The sequence below is a fragment of the Nocardia cerradoensis NBRC 101014 genome (genome assembly GCF_000308535.1).
GTDB classification, from domain to species: Bacteria; Actinomycetota; Actinomycetes; order Mycobacteriales; family Mycobacteriaceae; genus Nocardia; species Nocardia cerradoensis.
Map to the genome: position 1 here is coordinate 1 of NZ_BAFW01000231.1, position 22,716 is coordinate 22,716.

A 22,716-nucleotide genomic window follows, 5' to 3' on the forward strand; every position below is an offset into this window, starting at 1 on the left:
GCCCGGTCTGCCGAGCCTGCCACTGATCCCCGGCATCACCGCACCGGCCGCCTACCGCGCCACGCCCGGTGATCCGGCGGCCACCCATCCCGCCCTGCGCGGGCCCGCCGCGGTCGCCGCGGTGGTCGGCGGTCCGCCGAATCTGGCGCAGCTCCTGCTACTGGGTCCGGTCCTCGCCGGAGGCTATCTGACCGTCGGTGAGACGCCGGAAGGCGGTGTGACACAGTGAAATCGACGAAGGCACTGATCGGTTTCGGCATCTTCGCGGTCGTCGCGATCGCGCTGACCTCGACCATCTACGGCACCCTGCAACGCACGGTGCCGGGCTCGACCAGCCGGTATTCGGCCGTCTTCTCCGATGTGCTCGGTCTGCGGGTCGGCGACGACGTGCGCATGGCCGGGGTGCGGGTCGGCCGGGTCGACAAGATCGACTTCGTCGGCGACTACAAGGCCGGCGTGGAGTTCAGCATCCGGAGCAACCAGCATCTGACCACCACGACCAAGGCGATGGTGCGCTACCAGAACCTGATCGGCCAGCGCTACGTCGCGCTGGCGCCGGGGAAGGAAGCGGGCACATCGTTGCCGGCGGGTGGGCGCATTCCCCTCGAACACACCGAGCCGTCGTTCGACGTGTCGGCCTTGCTGTCCGGCTTCGAACCGCTGTTCTCGGTGCTGCAACCCGATCAGGTGAATTCGCTGTCCGAGACGTTGATTCAGGCGCTGCAGGGCAATCAGGTCTCGCTGAGCACCTTGATCACCCAGGCCGCGCAGCTGGCCGGAACCTTCGGCCGGCGCGACAAGATCCTCGGTGACGTGGTGTCGAACCTCAGCAGCGTGATGTCCGGCCTGGCGCATCGCAGCAACGAGCTCGAGACCCTGATCACCCAGACCCGTTCGCTGATGGACGGGCTCTACGCCCAGGGTGAGGCGTTGAAGTCGTCGGTCGACCAGGTCGCCACCTCGACCGATTCGCTGGTCGGATTGGTGGCCCAGGTCAAGCCCGGCATCGCGGCCGCGCAGAACAAGGCCACCACCGGTGTGGCGCTGCTGCTGCTCAACGGCGCGTCGCTGGACCGGGCGGCGGTGCAATTGCCGAACGTGCTGAACCGGGTGGCCCAGTTCTCCAGTTACGGCGCCTACGGCAACGCCTACTTCTGTGGTCTCGACGTCTCGTTGTGGGGCGTGCTCCTGCCGCCGGGCCTGTTCTCCCAGATCGGTGGCAACGCGCATTCGGAGGTGTGCCGGTGATGGCGAGATTCGCCCGACCGAGGTTGCCGAAGGTGTTCGGATTCCTGCGCAACCGGTATCTGCGGCTCGGCCTGATCGCCTCGGCGACCGTGCTGATCCTGCTGCTCGGCTCCAGCGCGCTGACCCAGGCGCGGCTGGGGGACAAGACGATTCACGCCGAATTCGCGCAGGCCGCGGGGCTGCGTCCCGGTGCGACCGTCGACGTCTCGGGGATCGAGGTGGGCGCGGTCCGGGCGGTGCGGCTCGACGGCGCCAAGGTGGTCGCGGATCTGAAGGTGCGCGGCGATCTGCGGCTGGGCCCGGACGCGCGGGCGGCGATCAAGATGTCGACCATCCTCGGGCGGCTGCATGTGGATCTCATACCGGGGAACGGAAAAGGCTTGCCGGGCAACCGGATCAGGCTCGATCACACCAGCGTGCCCTACAACTTGAGCAAGGTGATCCAGGACCCGCAGTACAAGGCGTCGTTCGAACGGATCGAGCGGATCGACCCGCAGAAGTTGCGGGAGGCGCTCGACACCATGAACCAGCAGATGGGCGACTCGCCGCAGCTGGCGGTGCAGGCGCTCGACAGCATCGGCTCGCTCGCCAAGGTGATCAACGACCGCCGCGACGAGGTCGACACCCTGCTGAAGGGAATGGATCAGGTCTCCCAGCTGGTCGCCGACAACCAGAACAGCGTGCTGATGCTGCTGACCCGAGGCGAGGCCATCGGCCAGGCGGTGCAGAAGCGCCGGCAACTGCTGAAGAACCTGCTCGACAATGTCGCCTCACTGTCGAAGTTGTTGCAGGACATGGGTTTGGAGAACAACAACCAGTTCGGCCCGATGATCCGGGATCTGAACACCATGTCCGAGGGGCTGGAGAAGAACAAGACCAACCTCGACCGGCTCTACGAGATCATGCCGGTCACCTTGCGGCAGTTCAACAACGTATTGGGCAACGGACCCTACGGCGATGTGTATGTGCCGTGGGGACTGTTCCCCGACAACTGGATCTGTTTCGCACAGGTCGTTCAGGGGTGTAAGTGATGAAACTGCGCGCACTGGCCCAACTCGCCGCGGTGTGCCTGGTCGCCTCCGCCGGCTCGGGCTGCTCGCTGCTGCCGGGTTCGCTCGGCACGGCCACCGACGAGGTGCTCGGCGACAACATGCGCATCAGCGCCGATTTCGACAACGTGGCCGGGCTCTACGCCGGCAACGAGGTCGATGTGCTGGGTGTGCCGGTCGGCACCGTCGAATCGGTGGAGGCCGAGGGCACCTACGTGCAGGTGGTCATGAAGGTCGACAAGAGCGTGAAACTGCCCGCCGACGCCATGGCCGCACTGGTGAATCCGCAGCTGATCACCAACCGCCACGTCGAACTCGCGCCGGCCTACGACGGAACCGGGCCCACCATGGCCGACGGCGCGCATATTCCGTTGCCGCGCACCAGGACACCGGTGGAGCTCGACCGCATCATGCAGACCTTCGATAAGCTCGGGGCGTCGCTGAAGGGCGACAGCGACACCGGGCCGATGGCCAGCCGGGTGTTGTTCCCGCTGCTCAACGGCAACGGCGACAAACTGCGCGAGACTCTGGACGCGCTCTCGGGCGCGTTCGAGACGACGTTCGCCAACAAGGACCAGATCTCCGATACGATCGTCAAACTCAACGACGTCACTCAGGTCATCGCCCAGAACGACCAGACCGTACGGGATTTCAGCGGCCGGCTCACCGAATTGCTGAAGCTGATGGGCGATCAGGCGCCCGGCTTGCAGGCGGTGCTCACCCAGCTCAACGATTTCGTCGCCAATACCGCCACGGTGGTGGGGCAGAACAAGGACCAGCTCGCCGGGGCTCTGACCCGGTTCGTGGCGATCAGCGATCAGATGCGCGCCAATGCCCGCAATCTCACCGAAATCGTGGACGTCGCACCGCTGATGTTCGAGAACCTGGCCAATGCCACCAGTTACGAACATCAGGCGCTGCGCCTGCACGGCCTGCTCGACAAATCCGTGCTCGACGGCGAAGCGCTGTCCACCTTCTGTGAGCGGGTGATGATGCGGCTCGACGGCTGCCGGACCGGAAAGATCGCCGATATGGGGCCCGATTTCGGACTCACCGCCGCACTTCTGGGGATCAGCGGAAAATGACACGATCACAGCGCAGAACATCCCGTCGCGGCCTCGTCGTCACCGCCGTCGCGACCGTCACCACACTCGGCATCAGCGGGTGCGGGCTGACATTGGAGAATGTGCCGATGCCGAAGCCGGGAATCGGCGGTCCCGGCTACACCGTGCACGCCGCGTTCACCGATGTGCTGAATCTGCCCGATCACGCCCACGTGCGCATCGGCGGCACCGATATCGGCACCGTCACCGGTATCGAGACCACGAATTTCGTCGCCGATGTGCGGATGCAGATCCGCTCCGACATCGTGCTGCCACGCGGGACGACGGTGGAATTGCGCCAGGCCACGCCGCTGGGCGATATGTCGGTGGCCATGACCCTGCCGTCCGCGCAGGAAGCGGGCCCGCCGCTGCGCGACGGAGACACCATCGGCGTCGAGCACACCGGCACCGCCGCCTCCGTCGAGCAGTTGATGATGTCGGTGGCCATGCTGGTCAACGGCGGTGGCATCAACCAGGCCGCGCAGATCACCACGCAGATGAATTCGATGTTCGCCGGGCGCGGACCGCAATTGGCGCATCTGCTGAGCGAAATGACCGGTGTGATCGCCGCGCTCAATCAGCGCACCGGCGATATCGATGCCACCCTCCAGGGTTTGAATACGCTCTCCGGTGAATTGGCTAGGCGCAAAAAGGAACTCGGCGCGGCGGCCGATACGTTCCCGCAACTGCTCGGGCTGGTGAACGAGAACAATCAGCGCATCGTGGATCTCACGACGAAGGTGTCGACCACGATGGCGGCGCTGGGCGATTTCACCGATACCACCAGTCCGCAGTTCCTGAGTCTGTTCGACAGCATTCAGAAACTCATGTCGGGCTTCACGGAAATGGGCGGCAATCTCACCGAGGCGCTGAACGGGCTCAACGACATCTATCCGCCGCTGATGGCCAGCCTGCGGGGTTCCGGACTGGCCGTCATGCCGGTGGTGTCGTATCTCAGTATCGGCGCGCTCAGTGATCCGCACGGCAGCCGGTGGCCCGAAATCGGCGACGTTCCGGCATTCGCCGGCAGTTTGGCGCAGGTATTCGAGAAGGTGTTCGGCCGGGTCGTCAGTCCGCCGCAGCCGGTGCCGGGTACGACGCCTCCCGGCGCGAATCCGCCGGCCGCTCCGGGTGCGCCGGCCGAACCTTCCCAGCCGGGTGGTGAGCGATGAATACTCCGCTGTGGAATTGGGTGGTGCGCCGGCGCGTCGCCCTGGCCAACCTCAGCCTGATCGTGGTGCTGGTGCTCGGGTCCGGTTATCTGGCCCGATATGTGTTGCGGTTCAATCCGATTCCGCACACGTTCACCGTCACCGTGCAACTGGCCACCTCGGGCGGCATTCTCCCGGGCAACGACGTGACCTTCCGCGGCACCCGGGTCGGCAAGGTCGCCGATGTGCGGGTCTCCGGTGACGGAATCGACGCGATCGCCGAAATCGACGACAGCGCGAAGATTCCCGTCGGCGGTGCGGTGCACGTCGGCCGGCTGTCCGCCGCCGGCGAGCAGTACCTGGACTTCCGGCCCGACGCCGATACCGGTCCGTATCTGTCCGACGGTGCCGTCGTGGAGCGCGCACGTACCAGCGTGCCGATCCCGGTGCAGAATCTGCTGACCGACCTCAGCGGCTTCATCGGCGGCCTGAATCCGGGCCGGCTCACCGTCATCGTCGACGAGCTGGACACGGCGCTGGGCGGGGGCCCGGATCGTTTGCGCAACATGGTCTCCGGGATCAGCCGTGCGATGGCGGGGCTGTCCGATCTGCTGCCGCAGACCCAGCAGTTGCTCGAGAACCTGCAGGTGATCGCGGAGACCACCTCGCACGCCCAGCCCGACCTGAGCACCCTCACCGCGGCGGGCAGCGCGCTGTTCCAGCAGGCCACCGCCGCCGACAACGAAATCCGGAAGTTCCTCGATCAGGGCCCGGATGAGCTGTCGACCCTCGGCGACGTGGTGGCGAAGAATCAGGATCCGTTGACCGATCTGGTCACCAATTTCGTCGCCATCACCAAGGCCGCGAAACTGCGTCAGCCGGCGATCGAGGCACTGTTTCCCGCACTGCGCCAAGGCATTCAAGCGCTCGGTGTGCCCGCTCACGATGGCGCGTATCACACGCTCGCCGACTTCTGGCCACGGCCGACCTGCGACTACGACACGATCCCGGTGTCCCCGGCCAAGATCATGACCGATACCCGGGTGCGGCTGTACAACTACTGCCTCACCGCCGATCCCGCACTGCAGGTGCGTGGTTCGGCCAATGCGCCGCGGCCGAATCTCCCCGACAACGGATCCGGACCGCCGCCGGGCGTCACCGGCAACGAGATGTCGCGGCCCGTCCCGTCCGGCCCCATACCCGACAACTAGGAAGCGAACACGATGAGCGACAAGGAAAGCGGAGGCGCCGAGGAGCGCGAACCCACGGTCGACACCGTCGACGAACCGGAGACCGCGGCAGCTGTGGCGTCCGGGGCATCCGACACGGCCGGATCGGATGCGGCGGGGACATCCGATACCACCGAAACGACCACCGCGGACAAGGTTTCGCCGCTGTCGCGACTGCGTCCGGCCGCCGGCGGACGCGGTGTGCGGATCGGCTTGCGGGCGGCGGTGGCCGTGGCCCTGGGCGCCGCGATCGGCACGAGTATCTACTTCTACCTGCAGAACAAGGATCACGAGGAGGTGCTGGACGCGCAGGCGCAGGCCCGCCAAGCCGCCTGCGCCTACGGTCCGGTGGTCTCGACCTACGATTCCAAACATCTCGACCAGTACGTCCGCGATGTGCTGGCGGGCGCTTCCGGTGAATGGAAGAAGCAGTTCGAATCCAACAGCAAGGACCTCAGCGACGTCCTGGCCAAGGGCGAGGTCGTCGCGAAGTCGACCGATGTGCAGTGCGCGATTCGTTCCGGGGACAAGAATTCCGCGGAGGCGATCGTGGTGATCGGCCAGACCATCACCAGCCTGGGCACCCAGGGCAAACCGGAACCGGGACAGCTGTCGACGGTGATGCGACTGCAGAAACAGGGTGACCGCTGGCTGGTCGACAAGATCAGCACGCCGCTGACTCCGCTGCCGCCGCAGTCCTAGCGGCACTCGGCGAAAAGAATTGGCAGACAATGTGAGTCGCGCACAGGACGGTCGCGCGAAGGCGACGGTGCCGGCCACACACAACCCGGAACGCGTGATCCGCCGCCGGCCCAAGAACCGCCGGGCGCAGATCGCCTCCGCCTCGGCGGCGGCCTTCGGGTCGCTGGGCTATCACGGCGTGAGCATGGAGGATATCGCCGCCCGGCTGGGGATTTCCTCGGCGGCGCTGTACCGGCACTATCCGAGCAAGTACGCGCTGTTCCGCGAGGAGCTGCTGCGCTTGTCCGCCGCCGCGGTGACGGCGGTGACGCTGCCGGTGGAGGTACAGGGCCACAGCGCCGAAGCGCGACTCGGAACCGTCATCGACGCCATCGTGGCCGATACCATCGCCAATCGTCCGACGGCCGCGCTGGCGCGGTGGGAGGCCCGCTACCTCGATCGCGACGATCGCCGGACCTTCGATGAACGGTTCGAGACCGCGATCTCCGCCCTGCGTGCGCTGATCGGCGAACTGCGCCCGGAATTGGCCCGCCGCGAGGGCCTGGTGCGCGCGGTCGCCATCTTCAGTGTGGTGAGCAGTATCGGCGACCACCACGCGCATCTGCCGGCGAAATCGCTCGCGGGGGTGCTGAGCGAGGCCGCCTGGTCGCTGATCCGAACCGACCTGCCGGTGGCCGCCGATGCACCGGAACCCGTGCGGGCGAACGATATTCCGCAATCGTTCAAACATCAGGTGCTGCTGAACAAGGCGGTCGAGCTGTTCCACGAGCGCGGCTACCCGAATGTGAGTGTGGAGGAGATCGCGGCGGCGGCGCAACTGTCGGCGGCCTCGGCGGTGTACCGGTACTACCGCAGCAAGGATGCCCTGCTGGCGGCGGCATTCCGGCGGGTGGCCGACCGGATGGCCGCCGCGATCGCGCCCGCGGTGGCGGCGTCGCAGACCTCCGAGGAGGCGCTGGCGACGCTGATCGACCTCTATGTCGCGGGATCGTTCGCCGAGCGTGAGCTGACATTCGTCTACTACGCCGAATTCGGCAATGTCGGCGCCTACGAGCGAACGGTGCTGCGCAATATCCAGCGGCTGGTGGTGGCCGAATGGGTGGAGCTGCTGGTGGATGCGCGGCCGGAGCTGGCGCGGGCGCAGGCCCGCATCCTCGTCCATGCCGGGTTCGGGCTCGTCGTCGGTCTGGGGCGGCTGTTCGGGAACGACCAGCAGATGTGTCCTCGTGCCCATGTGGTCAGGCTGATGGAGATGACGTTGTTCGGACGCCTTGCCACGCGACAGGCGTGATGATGCTTGAATCTGCAACAACTTAGTAGGTCGAACCAGCTCTGAAGCACCGAATACTTCGCCTCTGACCAGTTGATCAACTGAGAATTGTGAGTAACATAGTGGAGGCCGGGCCGACCCTGAGGAAGGTACGAGGCGGTGTCGCCGTGGCAGAGGGAGTAATCCGCGAGAGCGCCGATAACCGCGCATCGGTGGTTGTCGCGTCGGCTCCGAGACGAGCCGGTCTGCCGGGGTGGGCCCCACGGTCTCCCGTGTCGCAAGGTGCCGCCGATCCCGGCGGCACCGCCCGCGCCCCGAAGCGCGGGGCCCGGCGCATCTCCGGTCGCGCCGGCGAAACGTTCCGAGAGAGGACTCGCATGACAACGGCAACGCAGCCTTGGGAGCCGAATTACACCGACCCGCACAGTGATTCCTACGTCCCGGAGGAATCCGTGCCGGTCGGGCGGGGCCGGACGGAGGACGGGCGCGCTGTGCAACCCGACCTCGCGCAGACGCCGCCGCTCACGCTGGAGCAGACGCGCATCCACATCCCGGACTTCCATCGCTCGCCGCGCAAGCGCCCCGCGCAACTGCCCGACTCCCTCGACTTCTGGATGTTCGCGGGCGCGGCCGCCAACGTCGCGATGCAGTTCGCGCACCCCGCGGTGGCGGCCGGTGTCATGGAGAGCACCGTGGAATCCGGTGCGCTGATGGTGCATCCGTGGAAGCGACTGCGCACCACGGCCTCGTATCTGGCGGTGGCGATCCTCGGTACGCCCGAGGAGAAGAGGGAATTCCGCGAGGCGGTGAACGTCGCGCACCGGCAGGTGCGGTCCGAGCCCGGCTCGAAGGTGAAGTACAACGCCTTCGACCGGAACCTGCAGCTGTATGTCGCGGCGTGTATCTACATCGGGTTCGAGGACTCCCATCAGTTGATCAACGGCAAGATGTCACCGGAGGAACTCGAGGCGTTCTATCAGGGGGCGGATACCTTCGGCACCACACTGCAGGTGCATCCCGACATGTGGCCGAAGACGCGCGCCGACTTCGACGAGTACTGGGTCGAGGCCTGCCGGCAGGTGATCGTCGACGACGCGTTCCGCGCGTATATCGGTGACCTGCTGCATCTCCGGATGATCCACTGGTACCTGCGACTGCTCTTCGGCGGGCTGCTGCGCTTCCTCACCGCGGGGTTCCTGCCTCCGCATTTCCGCGAACAGATGGGCGTCGAGTGGAGCGCGGCCGATCAGCGCCGATTCGAGCATCTGTTCCTGTTCGTGGGATTCGTGAATCGGTTCATCCCCAAGTTCATCCGCTTCTCCGGGACGAAGATGATGATGCGGGACGTGCAGCGGCGGATCCGCAAGCAGAAGGTACTCGTCTGAATCCGTCTGTGCGGCACAGCGATTGCCGACCGTGACAGGTGCGGCGGTCACCAGCTGACGAATCCCGCTGCCCCGGACGGGCTACTGCGCCCCGCCCCCTCGGGCTCTGCGGCGAAAATCCGGGCTCGCCCCCTGCGGGCGGGAACTGGGGACCACGACGGAGCGAGCCCGGACAGACGGCTACCCAGCCGCGCCGGAGGTCTTTCGCCCAGGGTGAGTGTGTGATGGCGCACTAATAGTTTGTACACTAACTATTAACGCGCTAATCTGGGTCGACACGAGGAGGTGGCCATGACGACCGATGTCGAGGATCCGCTGCGGCTGGACCGGCAGGTGTGTTTCGCGCTGGCCGTCGCGAACCGATCAGTGCTGACGGTGTATCGCCCACTGCTGGAGCCGCTGGGACTGACCCATCCGCAGTATCTGGTGATGCTGGCCCTGTGGGGTGAGGCGCCCATGTCGGTGAAGGCCATCGCCGAGGCGATCCAACTCGATTCCGCCACGCTGTCTCCGCTGCTCAAGCGGCTCGAGTCGGCGGGCCTCATCACCCGCCGCCGCGATCCGCGCGACGAACGCACGCTGCTGATCGATCTGACCGCGGCCGGGTGGGCGCTGCGCCGCCAGGCCGAGCAGATCCCGCCGGCGGTCGTGCGGCGGCTGGGCGTGAGCCTGGCCGATCTGGAGGAACTACGCGAGGTGCTGACCCGCGTCAACGAGGCGGCACGGCGAGCCACGCTCGTCGATACCCAGGGAGCTACCGATGAGTGAGCAGAAGCCGAATCTGGTTCAGCGCGTGCGCTATATCTGCGGCGCCACGCTGCCGCCCTCGATGCGGCAGTGGGTGCTTCGCGATCTGACCGGGCCGGGCGCCGCCCGCCGCTACCTGCTGCGGTTCCTGGTGCCGATCATTCCCGTGCTGTGCCTGTTCCTGCTGGTCCCGGGCCCGCTGTGGATCGGACTGTCGATGGCGGCGCTGCTGTACGTGCCGTTGGTCTACTTCACCATCGCGCTGATGTACGTGTACCGGCGGCATCGCCTGCTCAAGCACGGTCTCGATCCCGAACTGGCCGATGTCGCCGAACGGCAGCGTGCGGCGGCCGAACGCGAGCAGTACGAACTGCGGCACGGTCGCGGCTGACGGCCGCGCGGTCGCGGAATGTGTGCCCGCCGAACCGATTCCGCGCCCCGAACGGAATGACCGGTCCGGCTCGTCGCGCCCGCGGTCGGTTATCGGGGGTGTACTGTAAGTCCTGTCGGTAATCGCACAGTGCGCTGTGCGCGCGAGCGGTGCGGCCGATTCGCTGGCCGGACGGGCCGTCGATGGTGAGAATCTGAAGGACATCCGATATGAGTGAGCAGCCGAATCTGTTCAGCCACAGTCCGGTACCCATCGAGACGCCGGCGCCCGCCGGCGGGGTGGCGCATCGTCCGCTGTTTCGCAGTGCGAGTTCCTCGGCCGGACCCGAGGGCGGGGAGGCGCCCGCCGACGACGTAGCCCGGTGATCCACGCGGCGCCCGTCGCCGATCGGTCCGAGGACCTCGGACACGATCCGGCAACGGGCGCACCCGTGCGAACCAGGCGCGACCTGGGCGAACGGGTGGTGACACGCGGTGGCGGACGGAATTGATACGAAAGCTATATCCGTCGCGACCGAACCGTTAGCAAATCCTCATCGAATTGCCTAATTTCGGCCTCTGATACCGATCAGAGGCTCGAGTGGTGCTTCCACGCTCCGGTAGTGTCGGTCCCGCAATCATTCGGCTAACGAATCGGCGGGGTAGTCACGCCCAGGCGTTACCTGCTGGGGACGGAGTCCGGCATGAGTGCTGTGACTTTCGGTTCTCCGGATATCCGGGGGCACGTACAACGGTTGTCGGCCGGTATCACCGACACGCAATGGCTGCGAGTGGCCGCGGAAACCTCGGCCGCCTGCATCACCGCCGCGGTCGCCGGGCTGGCCATGATGATGCCGATCAGCCAGTCCTGGCTCTCGCCGGGGTCGGCGCTGCAGGTGGACCTGCTGATCTTCAATATGCCGCTGGCGCTGACCGCCGGCGCGTTGATCGCGGTGATCGCGGTCTCGGTGGCGGCGGCGATCGGCAACAGCCGCCTGGCCTGGTGCACCGTCTTCTGCGCGAGCGCGGCGATGCTGGTCAACCACACCCTGCTCGTCCGATTGGAGACCCGGACGCTGTCGACGCTCAACTACGTCGACTCCATGCTCGCCGGCGTGATCCTGGGCTGTCTGGCCGCGGCGGTGTGGCATCGTCGCGCGCCGGCCGGGGGTTATCTGTTCGGCGCGCTGGCCTCGATTCTGTTCGCCGACCTCACCCAGGCGCCGGATTTCGCGTCCGCCGTCCCGGGGGAGGGCATCCTGCGTGGGGCGCCTCCGGTCTGGCTGATTCTCGTAGCACTCGGACTGATGCTGTTCACGGCCGTGCTGTTCCGGCAGGAGCGGCAACCGGAACCGGACAACAGTGCGGTGGTGCCGCTGAAACCGGTGGTGTCGGCGGTCGTGATCGTCTCGGCGACCCTGGCCACGTCCGTGTGGATGGCCCGCGGCGGCGCGCTCGTGTCGATTCTGGTGGGAGGGGCGATACTGCTGCTGGCCACCATGGTGGCGGCGCTGCTGCTGCCTGAACGCGACGGCCTGCTGATCGTGGTCATGGTGGCCTTCGCCTCGGCGGGGTCGGCGCTGCTCACCGTCCCCCGGCCCTCCTGGTCGACCCTGCTGGTGGTCGCGGCCGCGGGCGCCGGGCTCTATGCCGGATGGCGGATCCGCCTGCCGATGCCTGCCGTCGCGGGCTCGGTCGTGCTGGCGATCGCGGCCGCCGTGAGTGCCGCGCTGGTCGACGTGCCGACCGCGGCGGTCACCGTGCCGAGCTGTATCGCACTCGCGGCGATGGCGGGTTACGCCCTGGGATGTGCGATCGGCCCGCGTGCGACCAGTGCGGTCGTCGGGATCGTGATCCTCTTCGTGCCCTCGGCGGGGGTGGCGCTGCAGGGCCGTGACCTGGGCCGGCTCGAATATTCGCACACCTGGTTCCGCAGTGCCGAGGCGGCCGTCACCGCGGTGCCGGGGATCGTCGCCGCCGGGATCGGGATCGGCTGCGCCGCCATCGTGCTCCTGATCGGCCGGCTCCGGCCGGAGGATGCCCTCGGCCGGCGCCGGGCCGGTGGCGTGGTGGGCCCGAAGCCGAATCCGGCTCAGGCGCGGCGCAATTCGCTCACCACCTCGAAGTCGACGCCGTCGGCGTCGGCGAGGTAGACGGGCTGGGTGGTGTGGGCGCCGCGGACCTTCACCTCACCGCGCGGGCCGCCGTAGCGCACCCGGGCGGCATGGCGCTCGATAGCGCGCACATCCAGGCTGCGCGCCGCCTCCGCCAGCGAGGCGAACAGCAGCAGACCCTCGTAGCAGGATTCGCCGATATTGTTCAGCGCCGGGGCGAAGGTGCCGTACCGGGCGGTGTAGCGGCTGCCGAATTCCATCGCCTCGGGCGATACCACGCTCTCGAAATAGCCTGAGGCGGTGAACAATCCGCGGGTGCTGTCCGGACCGCCCGCGTACAGGACGTCCTCGCCGATCATCATGCTGAGTCGCAGCCGGTCCTCGTCGAGGCCTGCGCGGGCGAAGGCGCGATTGAACGCCGCGCAGTCGGCACCGACCATCAGCAGCAGCACCCCCTGCGCGGAGGAGCGTCGAATCAGGTCGAGGGCGGGCCCGAAGGCGCGGCCGCCGAGCGGGACGAATGTCTCGCCGACGATGTCGATATCCCCGAATGCCGCCGCCTCGCGGGTGACGCGGGCGGTTTCCCGCGGCCACACGTAATCGTTGCCGACGATGCACCAGCGGCGGATGCCCTGCTCCGCGCGCAGCCACCGCAACGCCGGGAAGAGCTGATGATCGGGCGTCTCCCCGACCATGTACACGCCGTCGGAATTCTCGCCGCCCTCGTAGAACGTGGTGTAGACGTACGGCACCCGTCCGGCCGTGCGCGGCGTCAGCACCCGGCGGGCGTTGGACAGATGCCAGCCCACCACGCCGTCGACGGCGCCGGTGCCGATCATGCGATCGATGCGTTCGGCCAGCAGCGGCAGCGGCGCGCCCGCGTCGACGGTGTGCAATCGCACCGGCCGGTCCAGAATTCCGCCCGCGCGATTGATGTCCTCCACCGCCAGCGCGGCGCACGCCTCACAGGACGGGCCGAACAGGCCCGCCGGTCCGCTACCGGGCACCACCAGCGCGATATCGACGGTGTCGCGCCCGCCGCGGGAGTTCGACACCCTCACCGGAACCTCCGCCGCCCGAAACGTTCTTCGCCGAATAGTCGCCCCCCGAGCCGACCATGTTAACCACAGCCCGTGCTCGTGGCGAGCCCCGACCTTTCGGGGCAGGTGAAGGTGCCTTGGTTGGCATATACCCCCTAAGGGTATATGGTCGGGTAGTCGCTGACGCCGGTCGAGAGGAGTCGTGCACATGGAGGACAACGGTCACGGAACCGTGGTGCTGGATCTGAGTGGCCTGCACTGGGCGAGCCGCCAGCAGGTCGCCACCCGGGTCCTGCAAGCCCGTCCCGGTGTACTCGAGGCCACGGTCAATCCCGCCGCCCAGACCGCGACGGTCGGCTTCGACCCGGCCCGGACCTCGGTCCACGAATTGCGGCAATGGTTGCGCGACTGCGGCATCCACTGCTCCGGACTCTCGGTTCCCCGGCACGTCTGCGATCCGCTGGCCGAGCCGTCCGAGCCGGCCGGCGCGCACCGGCACGAACCCGCGGCACCTGCGCACGATCATCACGGCACGCACGATCATCACGACATGTCGATGGCCGCGATGGCCGCCGATATGCGCAACCGATTCCTGGTCGCGCTGGTCTTCTCGGTGCTCGTCATGATGTGGTCGCCGATGGCGACGGATATGTTCGGCATCGATCTGCCGGTGCCGTTCGGGCTGCGCCAGGACGTGTGGGCGTTGATCCTGAGCCTGCCGGTGATCGGCTATTCGTCGACGATCTTCTTCACCGGTGCATGGCAGGCGCTGCGGGCGCGGACCCTCGACATGATGGTCCTGGTGGCGGTCGCCATCGGCGCGGGCTGGCTGTATTCACTGGCCATCACGCTCACGGGCGGCGGCGAGGTCTTCTACGAGGCGTCGACCATGCTCGCCACCTTCGTGCTGCTCGGTCACTGGTTCGAGATGCGTGCCCGCGGCGGGGCCACCGACGCCATCCGCACGCTGCTGGATCTGGCGCCGCCGCGCGCGGTGGTGTTGCGTGACGGCGAGGAGGTGGAGATTCCCACCGCCGAGGTCGCCGTCGGCGATCTGCTGCTGGTGCGGCCCGGTGCCAAGATCCCGGTGGACGGCGTCGTGGAAGACGGCGACAGCGAGGTCGACGAGTCGATGGTGACCGGCGAGAGTCTGCCGGTGCACAAACAACCGGGTGCTCCGGTGATCGGCGCCAGCATCAACGTCGACGGCACGCTGCGAGTGCGTGCGGACAAGGTCGGCTCCGACACCGCGCTGGCCCAGATCGTGAATCTCGTTCAGCAGGCGCAGAATTCGAAGGCACCGGGCCAGAAGCTGGCCGACCGCGCCGCGTTCTGGCTGGTGCTGGTCGCGCTGATCGGCGGTGCGGCCACCCTGGCCGGATGGCTGCTCGCCGGTGCCACCTTCGCCACCGCCATGCTGTTCGCGATCACCGTCGTGGTGATCACCTGCCCCGACGCACTCGGCCTGGCAACGCCGACGGCGATCATGGTCGGCACCGGACTCGGCGCTCGCCGGGGCGTGCTGTTCAAGAACGCCCTCGCGCTGGAGACCGCGGCCCGCGTCGACGTCGTGGTGCTGGACAAGACCGGCACCCTGACGAAGGGCGAACCGGCCGTCACCGAATTCGTGACCTCGGCGGCCGAGCCCTCACCCCGGTTGCTCGCGGCGGTGGCCGCCGTCGAGCGGGAGTCCGAACACCCACTGGCCCAGGCGATCGTCCGCTACGCCGAGGAAGGCGGCGTCGCGCCGGCGCGGGCCGAGAAGTTCGAGAACGTCCCCGGCCACGGCGCCGTCGCCACCGTCGACGGGCAGCGGGTCGTCGTCGGGAACCGGCGACTGCTGGATCGCGAGGGGATCGAACTCGGCGATCTGGCCGCCGCTCGGGCCCGGATCGCGGACGGCGGGCAGACCGCGGTGCTGGTGGCGGTCGACGACAAGGCGGTCGCGGTCGTCGGTCTCGCCGACGCAGCCCGCGAGACCGCCGCCGCCGCCGTGCGGGAGATGCACGATCTGGGCGTGGAAGTCGTGATGCTCACCGGCGACAATCGCGCGACCGCCGACCGCATCGCGGCCGAATTGGGTATCGACACCGTCATCGCGGAGGTGCTGCCCGGTGACAAGGCCGACACCATCGCGCGATTACAGTCCGGCGGACGGAAAGTCGCGATGGTCGGCGACGGCGTGAACGACGCGCCCGCGCTCGCGCGGGCCGACCTCGGCATCGCCATCGGCGCCGGTACGGACGTGGCCATCGACACCGCCGATGTGGTTCTGATGCGATCGGACCCGCTCGACGTGCCCACCGCGTTGCGGATCGGGCGCGGCACCCTGCGCAAGATGCATCAGAACCTGGCGTGGGCGGTGGGATACAACGCGGTCGCGCTCCCGATCGCGGCGGGTGTGTTCGAACCGGCCTTCGGGTTCACCCTGCGTCCGGAGATCGCCGCCCTGACCATGTCGGGCTCCAGCATCATCGTCGCGCTGAACGCGGTGTCGCTCAAACGACTTCGCCTGCCGCAGCGGCAGGGGTGAGAGCCGGCCGGCCGGTGCTACCTCTGCGGCCGGGCGATGGGCGAGCGCGGAACGATCGCCGAGATCTGTGCGCACAACTGCCAGGGCCGCTCGGTGTCCACGGTCGACTTGCCGCTGGTCAAGATCGCGCCGGACAGTCCGCGGTCGAGGTCGGCCCAGCCGTACTGGGTGGTCAGACCGCTACGGCCGAAGTGGGTTTCGGTGTGGGCGCCGAATTTCGACCGGCGCCCGCCCAGCTCGAATCCGGCGCGACTGACCCGGCCCGCGATGCCCGGAATCCGCGGCGCCGGTGCGATCGCGCTGCGCAGCGAGTCGGGGGACAGGATCCGCACACCGTCGAGTTCCCCACCGCGACACAGTATTTCGTAGAAGCGGGAAAGTTCCGAGGCGGTGGTCACGAGATTGCCGGAGGGCAGCTCCGCGGTGAGGAACGCGCGCACCGATTCCGCCGACGTGGAGGCGCTCATGCCGCCGCCGAGCGCCTTACCGGCCACCACCGACCAGGCCCGGGAAGGCCGCGGTCCGGTGCGCACGCTCGGCACCACCCGGTCGACGTCCTCGGGTGCCACGCCGAACGTGGTCCATCGGAAACCGAGCGGATTCAGCACCCGCTCGGCGAGATGGTCGCGCATCCGCTTGCCGGTCGCGCGCTGGACCAGCAGGCGCAGGATCAACCCGCTGGTCAGGGCGTGATAGACGCGCAATCGCCGGGGCGGCCAGCTCGGTCGCAACTCGATCAGCGCCCGCACCGCGAGGTCCTCGTCCACGACGGCGTCGAAGCCGCGGTAGCCCGCCGGCATGAACGGCACCCCGGCGGCGTGGGAGAGCACATCGGCGATGGTGATGCGGCCCTTGCCGTGCGCCGCGAATTCCGGAATGTAGTCGCACACCCGGTCTTCCGGAGCGAAGGCGCCCTGCTCGATCAGCATCGCCATCACCGTCGCGGCGACGCCTTTGGCGGTGGAGAAACCGCAGAACGGGGTGTCGACGGTGATCGGTGTGCGTTCGACGTCGGGCCCGTCGCCGGGGGCGTTACCCCAGCCGTGGCCGATGGCCCGGTTCAGCACGATCGCGCCGTGGCGGCGCAGGCAGATCTGGATCGCCGGAGTGGTCCCCATCCGGTACCACGCGCGGACCGACTCCCACACCGCTTCGACGTCGCCGGGCCGCAGACCGGCCGCGGTCGGGTCGTCCTCGGGCCCGACCGAGGTCACGGTGTCCGGATCGGCGGGGACGGAAACCATCGGGGCGACACTGTTCACGGCGTCAGCATAGTGATCGGGGACATCGGTGCAGGTCGGAGCGTCGCCGCTGCTCAGCTGCGCAATTCGCGGGCGAGCGCTCCCACCGCCTTGCCGAGCGCCTCGACGGCATAGGCGAGCTCGCGGGTGGCGGTGCTACAGCCCGGGCGCGACCGGTTCGACCGTGCGCCATCCGACACTGGTCACCGACGGTTCCAGGCTCAACCGGCTGACCGCCGACTCCATCTGCCGGTCGTCGCGCTGATCGCCGACCAGATCCGCGCGCACCTCCACCCGGCCCGCGTCCTCGGCGTTGGCGCTGGCGACCGAGACGAGCCGGAAGTCGGTGCGCGTCAACGCCTGTACCAGCAATGCCCGCACATGCGCCTCGTGCGCGTCGTCGGTGACGGCGGTGAACGCGTACTGCGCGGGTTGCTCGTGACCCGATTCGGGTTGGCGGTCCACCCTGCGCCCGGCCGCCCGCAACGCGATGTTGACGATCACGACCGCGACCGTCCCGGCCGCCGCGGTGCCGTACATCCCGGCACCGGAGAGCGCGCCCACCGCCGCCGCGCACCAGAGTGTGGCGGCGGTGTTGAGACCCCGGACGTTCAATCCGTCGCGGATGATCACACCCGCGCCGAGAAAGCCGATACCGGAAACGATTTGGGCCGCGACCCGCGTCGGGTCGGCCGCACCACCGTGAAACCCGTGCGCGGACAACAGCACGAACAACGCCGCACCCGCGGAGACCAGAGCGTTGGTCCGCAATCCGGCCATCCGGGCCCGGTACTGGCGTTCGAAACCGATCACCGCACCGAGACCGACACCGGTGGCCAGGCGCAGCAGCATCTCCCACGTCGACATGAGAAAACAACCCTTCGATCGGAGGGCGAGAACTCGCGCGCGCAGGCTACCGCGACATCCGTCGGGCCGCGTCGACACGAGAGTGGTCGCCGAGTGAATTCTTGGCAAAACGACGTATGGGACTGTCGTCGGGCACAGCGACCACCTCCTTCCGGGACACGACCCGCGTAGAACGGCGCCGGTCGGTGGCGCCGAGAAGGAAGTAAACACCGCCGATCGGATCCTGGCAACCCTGCCGGCGGCCATCGATTTGACAAGCGCGCACTCCGGGTTCACCCTTTTGCAGTCAGCACCTCGCTAGGCGAGGCTCCTGTACGAACACAGGCCACTGATCCGACGACGTCGAGAGACGCCCAGGGTTAGGACAGATCTTCCCGGATTAAGGGATGATCCGAAGTGGCTTCTCCCGCAAGGGGATACGTCGTCCAGTGCCGAAGCTCTGACGAGAGGGGTGCGCGATCCGCCGGCCGGCGGGTCTCCCTCCCGCGTGGTGCCGATCACCCGAAACAGCGACGTGCGCGTGCGTCCCGGCAGCGAGGAGGTGAGGGGCGATGCCATCCGGAGATAGTCCGTATCCGAGTTCACGAACCGTATCGTTCCCGGCTCGCTGCCTGTCCGCCTGAACTCACCCCGATCCACCGCCTCGGTGTCACCGGTGCGGGGTCCCGGGGTGTCGCGGCCTGCCCGCAGCCGGGTTTCCCTGTGAGGAGATCCCATGTACCGCAACGTCTTCCGTCGGATCACCGGCCGCCGCCTGAGTGAATTCGAGCGCCGCAACCTGCGTTCCTGCCGTCCGGCGGCACCCGTGCACACCGCCGCCCTCGGCGCTCACCCCGGCCGCCGTCCGGGCGCGTTCCGTTAGCTCTGGAACTCGAAAATCTCAGAACTGCACCGAGTTTCAGGAAGCGAGCGCGGCAATGACCACCTTTTCCGACGACACCCGCACCCCGGCCGCACCGCCCGGCGCGGTCGCCGATCACGCCCACGTCGGCGATATCGTCGGCGCGCTGGGCGTGATCCGGCAGCACGACGGCCCCGCCGGCCGCGGCCGGCTGCAGAGATTGCGCATGCTGGCGGCGGTGATCGGCCCCGGCCTGATCGTCATGGTCGGCGACAACGACGCCGGCGGCGTGGCGACCTACGCCCAGGCCGGGCAGAACTACGGTATGGCCCTGCTCTGGACGCTGGTACTGCTGATTCCGGTGCTGTACGTCAACCAGGAAATGGTGGTCCGGCTCGGTGCCGTGGCCGGGGTCGGCCATGCCCGGCTGATCTTCGCGCGGTTCGGGAAGTTCTGGGGCGCGTTCAGCGTCGGTGACCTGTTCGTGGTCAACGCCCTGACCATCGTCACCGAATTCATCGGTGTGGCAATGGCGCTGAGCTACTTCGGGCTGCCGAAGGCGGTATCGGTGCCGCTGGCGGGGGTCGCGCTGTTCGCGGTGGTCGCGGGCGGGTCGTTCCGCCGGTGGGAAAGCCTGATGATGACCCTCATCGCGGTCGACGTCGTGCTGTTCCCGATGGCATTGCTGGTCCATCCCAGCGTCTCGGGGACCGCGCACGGGCTGATCCCGTCCCTGCCGGGCGGGCTCTCGTCGACCCTGCTGCTGATCATCGTGGCGATCGTCGGCACCACCGTCGCGCCGTGGCAGTTGTTCTTCCAGCAGTCCAACATCGTCGACAAGCGCATCACCCCGCGCTGGATCCGCTACGAGCGCATCGACCTGTGGCTGGGGATCGTGGTGGTGATGGCCGGTGCGGTCGCGATCATGGCCGCGACCGCCTACGGACTGTCGGGAACCGGTCCGGCCGGCGGCTTCACCGATGCGGGGGCGGTCGCCGCGGGGTTGCGTGCGCACGCGGGCCCGGTGGTCGGCGCGCTGTTCGCGATCGTCCTGCTCGACGCCTCGCTGATCGGCGCCAACGCGGTCGGGCTGGCGACGACCTACACCCTCGGCGATACGCTCGGCCGGCGGCATTCACTGCACTGGAAGGTGTCCGAAGCGCCCGGCTTCTACGCCGGTTACGCGGCCCTGCTGGCTGTGGCGGCCGCGATCTCGTTCAGCCCGGACCACGTACTGGGCCTGATCACGCAGGGTGTGCAGGCATTGGCCGGGGTGCTGCTGCCCTCGGCGACGGTGTTCCTGGTGCTGCTGTGCAACGACCGCGCCGTACTCGGACCCTGGGTGAATACGCTGCGGCAGAACATCTGCGCCGCGATCATCGTGTGGGCGCTGGTACTGCTGTCGGCGGCGCTCACCGCCGCCACGTTCTTTCCCGGCCTGAGTACCGCAAGCCTCGAGTTCGGGTTGGGTGCGGGCGTGCTCGCCGGTCTGGCCGCAGGGGCGGTCGCACTGCTCGCGCACCGGCGATCCCGGCGCCGCTGTGCCGCGGCGACCGCGGCCCGATTCGGTGACCTCGATCCCGGCCAGGTGAAGGACTTGGACCGCGATGCCGAACGCGCCGAACTCGCCGGAGACCGCGACACCTTCCGCACCCCGGCGCTGCACACCCTCGAGCGTCCGACGTTCACCCCGCTGCGCACCGCCGGCATGCTCGCCCTGCGCGGATATCTGCTGGTGGCGGTCGTGCTGGTCGTTGTCAAGATCGTCGAATCCATCGGCTGAGGGGCGCCGGGCCGGTGGGATCTGCCTGATTCGAACCGCCGAACCCGGGTAGTACGCCTGCAAGCAGGGAGGAGTGTGCCCTGTGCGGCCGACACCGGGAAACGGAGGTGCCATGATGACGGACCCGCGGATGGCGCGTGGAAGCACATCGCAGGAGCAGGCGCAGCGGCGGCGGGTGCTGCGAGCGCCGCGCAAGCATGCCGGTGAGGGAATCGAGGACACGTACAACATTCCGGGCATCGTGCTGTGTGCATTGAGTTTCGTCGCGCTGGCGCTCGCGCTGACCGCGGCCGGATACGGCTTCGGCGGATGGGCGATCGTGGCCGGTGTGGTGTGCGCGGTATGCCTGATCAGCGGCGTGGCGTGGATCGCGCTCGAGAGCAAGCGGACGCAGGCCCGTGACCAGTGGGAGCCGCATCAGCGACAGGGGCACTGATCAGGCCGGGAGAGGAGAGAGATGGTCGAGAAGACTCGCACCGGCGGTTTCACCACCGACGACGCCGGAATTCCGGTGGCCGGCGACGAAGATTCGCTGACGATCGGCCCCGACGGCCCGATCCTGCTCCACGACGCGTATCTGATCGAGAAGATGGCCGCGTTCAACCGCGAACGCGTCCCCGAACGTCAGCCGCACGCCAAGGGCGGCGGCGCGTTCGGCGTCTTCGAGACCACGCAGGATATGAGTGCCTACACCTGCGCGAAGGTCTTCCAGCCCGGGGCGAAGACGGAGATGCTGGCCCGGTTCTCCACGGTGGCCGGTGAGCGGGGCAGCCCGGACACCTGGCGTGATCCGCGCGGATTCGCGTTGAAGTTCTACACCGAGGACGGCAATTTCGATCTGGTCGGCAACAACACGCCGATCTTCTTCGTCCGCGATCCGATGAAGTTCCAGGACTTCATCCGATCGCAGAAACGCCGGGCGGACAACAACTTACGCGACCACGACATGCAGTGGGATTTCTGGACGCTGTCGCCGGAGTCGGCGCACCAGGTCACCTGGCTGATGGGCGATCGCGGTATCCCGCGCACCTGGCGCCACATGAACGGCTACTCCAGCCATACCTACATGTGGGTCAACGCCGAGGGCGAGAAGCACTGGGTCAAGTACCACTTCCTCACCGACCAGGGGGTGGAATTCTTCACCCAGGACGAGGGCGATCAGATGGCCTCGATGGATACCGACTATCACATCCGGGATCTGTGGGAGGCGATCGAGCGCGGCGACCATCCGAGCTGGACGCTGAAGATGCAGATCATGCCGTTCGAGGCGGCCAAGTCCTATCGGTTCAACCCGTTCGATCTGACCAAGGTGTGGCCGCACGGCGACTATCCGCTCTACGAGGTCGGCCGGATGACGTTGAACCGCAACCCGTCCGACTATCACACCGAGATCGAACAGGCCGCCTTCGAGCCGAGCAGCGCGGTGCCGGGCACGGGACCGAGTCCGGACAAGATGCTGCTGGGCCGATGGTTCTCGTATCCGGACGCCCACCGCTACCGGATCGGCGCGAACTACAAGGAATTGCCGGTCAACGCGCCGAAGTCGCCGTCGCATTCCTACACCAAGGACGGCCACATGCGGCACCACAATCCGGGCGACCCGGTCTACGTGCCGAATTCCAAGGGCGGCCCGCATGCCGAACCGGGCCGCGCCGGTCCGACCGCCGGCTGGTACACCGACGGTGAAATGGTCCGGGCGGCGTACACGCTGCGCCGCGACGACGACGATTGGGGCCAGGCGGGCACTCTCGTCCGCCAGGTGCTCGACGACGCGGCGCGAGAACGGTTGGTGGACAACATCGTCGGCCATCTGCTCAACGGCGTGTCCGAGCCGGTGCTGGAGCGCGCCTTCGAATACTGGCGCAATGTCGACAAGGATCTCGGCGACCGGGTGGAATCCGGAGTCCGGGCGAAACAGGACGAGAAGGATCCGAAGGCGGCCGCGCAGGGCAATCCCGCCCGCTCCGCCGCTCAGCACAAGGCCTGAGGAGGGCCGGAGGAGCGAACGCCGTCGGCCGCGAAGCGCCCACCCCGCCGGTAGCGG

At 67.9% G+C, this 22,716-nt stretch carries 20 protein-coding genes, 1 pseudogene and 1 riboswitch; of the genes and pseudogenes, 18 read left to right on the top strand and 3 right to left on the bottom strand.

Annotated elements, in window-relative coordinates; translation table 11 throughout:
- From ON23_RS24135 to ON23_RS24190, 13 genes and pseudogenes are all read left to right on the top strand, one after another.
- A pseudogene (locus ON23_RS24135) lies at positions 1-229 on the top strand (hypothetical protein); the annotation flags it as partial.
- Complete coding sequence (locus ON23_RS24140; protein WP_039780987.1) at positions 226-1,248, top strand: MCE family protein; 1,023 nt, start codon at positions 226-228, stop codon at positions 1,246-1,248. The pseudogene ON23_RS24135 and the gene ON23_RS24140, both read left to right, overlap by 4 nt.
- Complete coding sequence (locus ON23_RS24145) at positions 1,248-2,279, top strand: MCE family protein (RefSeq protein WP_039781010.1); 1,032 nt, start codon at positions 1,248-1,250, stop codon at positions 2,277-2,279. Before ON23_RS24140 ends, ON23_RS24145 begins: the two co-directional genes overlap by 1 nt.
- Entirely contained in the window at positions 2,279-3,382 is a 1,104-nt protein-coding gene (locus ON23_RS24150; RefSeq protein ID WP_039780988.1) for an MCE family protein, read from the top strand. Before ON23_RS24145 ends, ON23_RS24150 begins: the two co-directional genes overlap by 1 nt.
- Entirely contained in the window at positions 3,379-4,572 is a 1,194-nt protein-coding gene (locus ON23_RS24155; RefSeq protein ID WP_039780989.1) for an MCE family protein, read from the top strand. Before ON23_RS24150 ends, ON23_RS24155 begins: the two co-directional genes overlap by 4 nt.
- On the top strand, positions 4,569-5,762 hold the full coding sequence (locus tag ON23_RS24160) for an MCE family protein (protein WP_039780990.1): 1,194 nt from the start codon (positions 4,569-4,571) through the stop codon (positions 5,760-5,762). Before ON23_RS24155 ends, ON23_RS24160 begins: the two co-directional genes overlap by 4 nt.
- A gap of 12 nt (positions 5,763-5,774) precedes the next feature.
- Positions 5,775-6,482: an Rv1363c family protein gene (locus tag ON23_RS24165; protein WP_051043242.1), complete on the top strand. Its 708-nt coding sequence runs from the start codon at positions 5,775-5,777 to the stop codon at positions 6,480-6,482.
- Positions 6,483-6,513: 31 nt separating this feature from the next.
- On the top strand, positions 6,514-7,773 hold the full coding sequence (locus tag ON23_RS24170) for a TetR/AcrR family transcriptional regulator (protein WP_051043244.1): 1,260 nt from the start codon (positions 6,514-6,516) through the stop codon (positions 7,771-7,773).
- A gap of 356 nt (positions 7,774-8,129) precedes the next feature.
- Positions 8,130-9,137 (top strand): oxygenase MpaB family protein, encoded by a 1,008-nt coding sequence (locus tag ON23_RS24175; protein ID WP_083904209.1) that lies wholly within the window; start codon positions 8,130-8,132, stop codon positions 9,135-9,137.
- Between the two features lie 291 nt (positions 9,138-9,428).
- On the top strand, positions 9,429-9,905 hold the full coding sequence (locus ON23_RS24180) for a MarR family winged helix-turn-helix transcriptional regulator (protein WP_039780991.1): 477 nt from the start codon (positions 9,429-9,431) through the stop codon (positions 9,903-9,905).
- Positions 9,898-10,275 (top strand): DUF5313 family protein, encoded by a 378-nt coding sequence (locus ON23_RS24185; protein ID WP_039780992.1) that lies wholly within the window; start codon positions 9,898-9,900, stop codon positions 10,273-10,275. The genes ON23_RS24180 and ON23_RS24185 overlap by 8 nt, the downstream gene beginning before the upstream one ends.
- A 209-nt stretch (positions 10,276-10,484) precedes the next feature.
- A complete protein-coding gene (locus ON23_RS38065) occupies positions 10,485-10,640 on the top strand; it encodes a hypothetical protein (RefSeq protein ID WP_157104334.1) in 156 nt (51 codons plus the stop codon).
- A 317-nt stretch (positions 10,641-10,957) separates the two neighbouring features.
- On the top strand, positions 10,958-12,406 hold the full coding sequence (locus ON23_RS24190) for a hypothetical protein (RefSeq protein WP_157170279.1): 1,449 nt from the start codon (positions 10,958-10,960) through the stop codon (positions 12,404-12,406).
- Here the strand turns inward: ON23_RS24190 and ON23_RS24195 are convergent.
- Positions 12,346-13,428 carry a substrate-binding domain-containing protein gene (locus ON23_RS24195; protein ID WP_223273446.1) on the bottom strand — a complete coding sequence of 361 codons (1,083 nt, stop codon included), beginning with the start codon at positions 13,426-13,428 and terminating at the stop codon, positions 12,346-12,348. The genes ON23_RS24190 and ON23_RS24195 overlap by 61 nt on opposite strands.
- Before the next feature lie 187 nt (positions 13,429-13,615).
- On the opposite strand from ON23_RS24195, the gene ON23_RS24200 reads away from it, so the two are divergent.
- Positions 13,616-15,940, top strand: coding sequence for a heavy metal translocating P-type ATPase (locus ON23_RS24200; RefSeq protein ID WP_039780995.1), 2,325 nt, complete (start codon positions 13,616-13,618; stop codon positions 15,938-15,940).
- Between the two features lie 17 nt (positions 15,941-15,957).
- Here the strand turns inward: ON23_RS24200 and ON23_RS24205 are convergent, their stop codons facing one another.
- The gene (locus ON23_RS24205) at positions 15,958-17,202 is read right to left on the bottom strand and encodes a serine hydrolase (RefSeq protein WP_245556095.1); all 1,245 of its coding nucleotides are present in this window, start codon (positions 17,200-17,202) and stop codon (positions 15,958-15,960) included.
- A 135-nt stretch (positions 17,203-17,337) separates the two neighbouring features.
- Positions 17,338-18,048: an MgtC/SapB family protein gene (locus tag ON23_RS24210; protein WP_039780996.1), complete on the bottom strand. Its 711-nt coding sequence runs from the start codon at positions 18,046-18,048 to the stop codon at positions 17,338-17,340.
- A gap of 286 nt (positions 18,049-18,334) precedes the next feature.
- A riboswitch (M-box (ykoK) riboswitch) is annotated at positions 18,335-18,506 on the top strand.
- Between the two features lie 257 nt (positions 18,507-18,763).
- Here ON23_RS24210 and ON23_RS38070 point away from each other — a divergent pair.
- The 4 genes from ON23_RS38070 (at position 18,764) to ON23_RS24225 (ending at position 22,659) form a co-directional block, all read left to right on the top strand.
- Positions 18,764-18,910: a hypothetical protein gene (locus tag ON23_RS38070; RefSeq protein WP_157170280.1), complete on the top strand. Its 147-nt coding sequence runs from the start codon at positions 18,764-18,766 to the stop codon at positions 18,908-18,910.
- Between the two features lie 55 nt (positions 18,911-18,965).
- Positions 18,966-20,672, top strand: coding sequence for an NRAMP family divalent metal transporter (locus tag ON23_RS24215; protein ID WP_039780997.1), 1,707 nt, complete (start codon positions 18,966-18,968; stop codon positions 20,670-20,672).
- A 112-nt stretch (positions 20,673-20,784) separates the two neighbouring features.
- Positions 20,785-21,108 carry a hypothetical protein gene (locus ON23_RS24220; protein WP_223273444.1) on the top strand — a complete coding sequence of 108 codons (324 nt, stop codon included), beginning with the start codon at positions 20,785-20,787 and terminating at the stop codon, positions 21,106-21,108.
- A gap of 21 nt (positions 21,109-21,129) precedes the next feature.
- Entirely contained in the window at positions 21,130-22,659 is a 1,530-nt protein-coding gene (locus ON23_RS24225; protein WP_039780998.1) for a catalase, read from the top strand.
- Positions 22,660-22,716 lie beyond the last annotated feature (57 nt).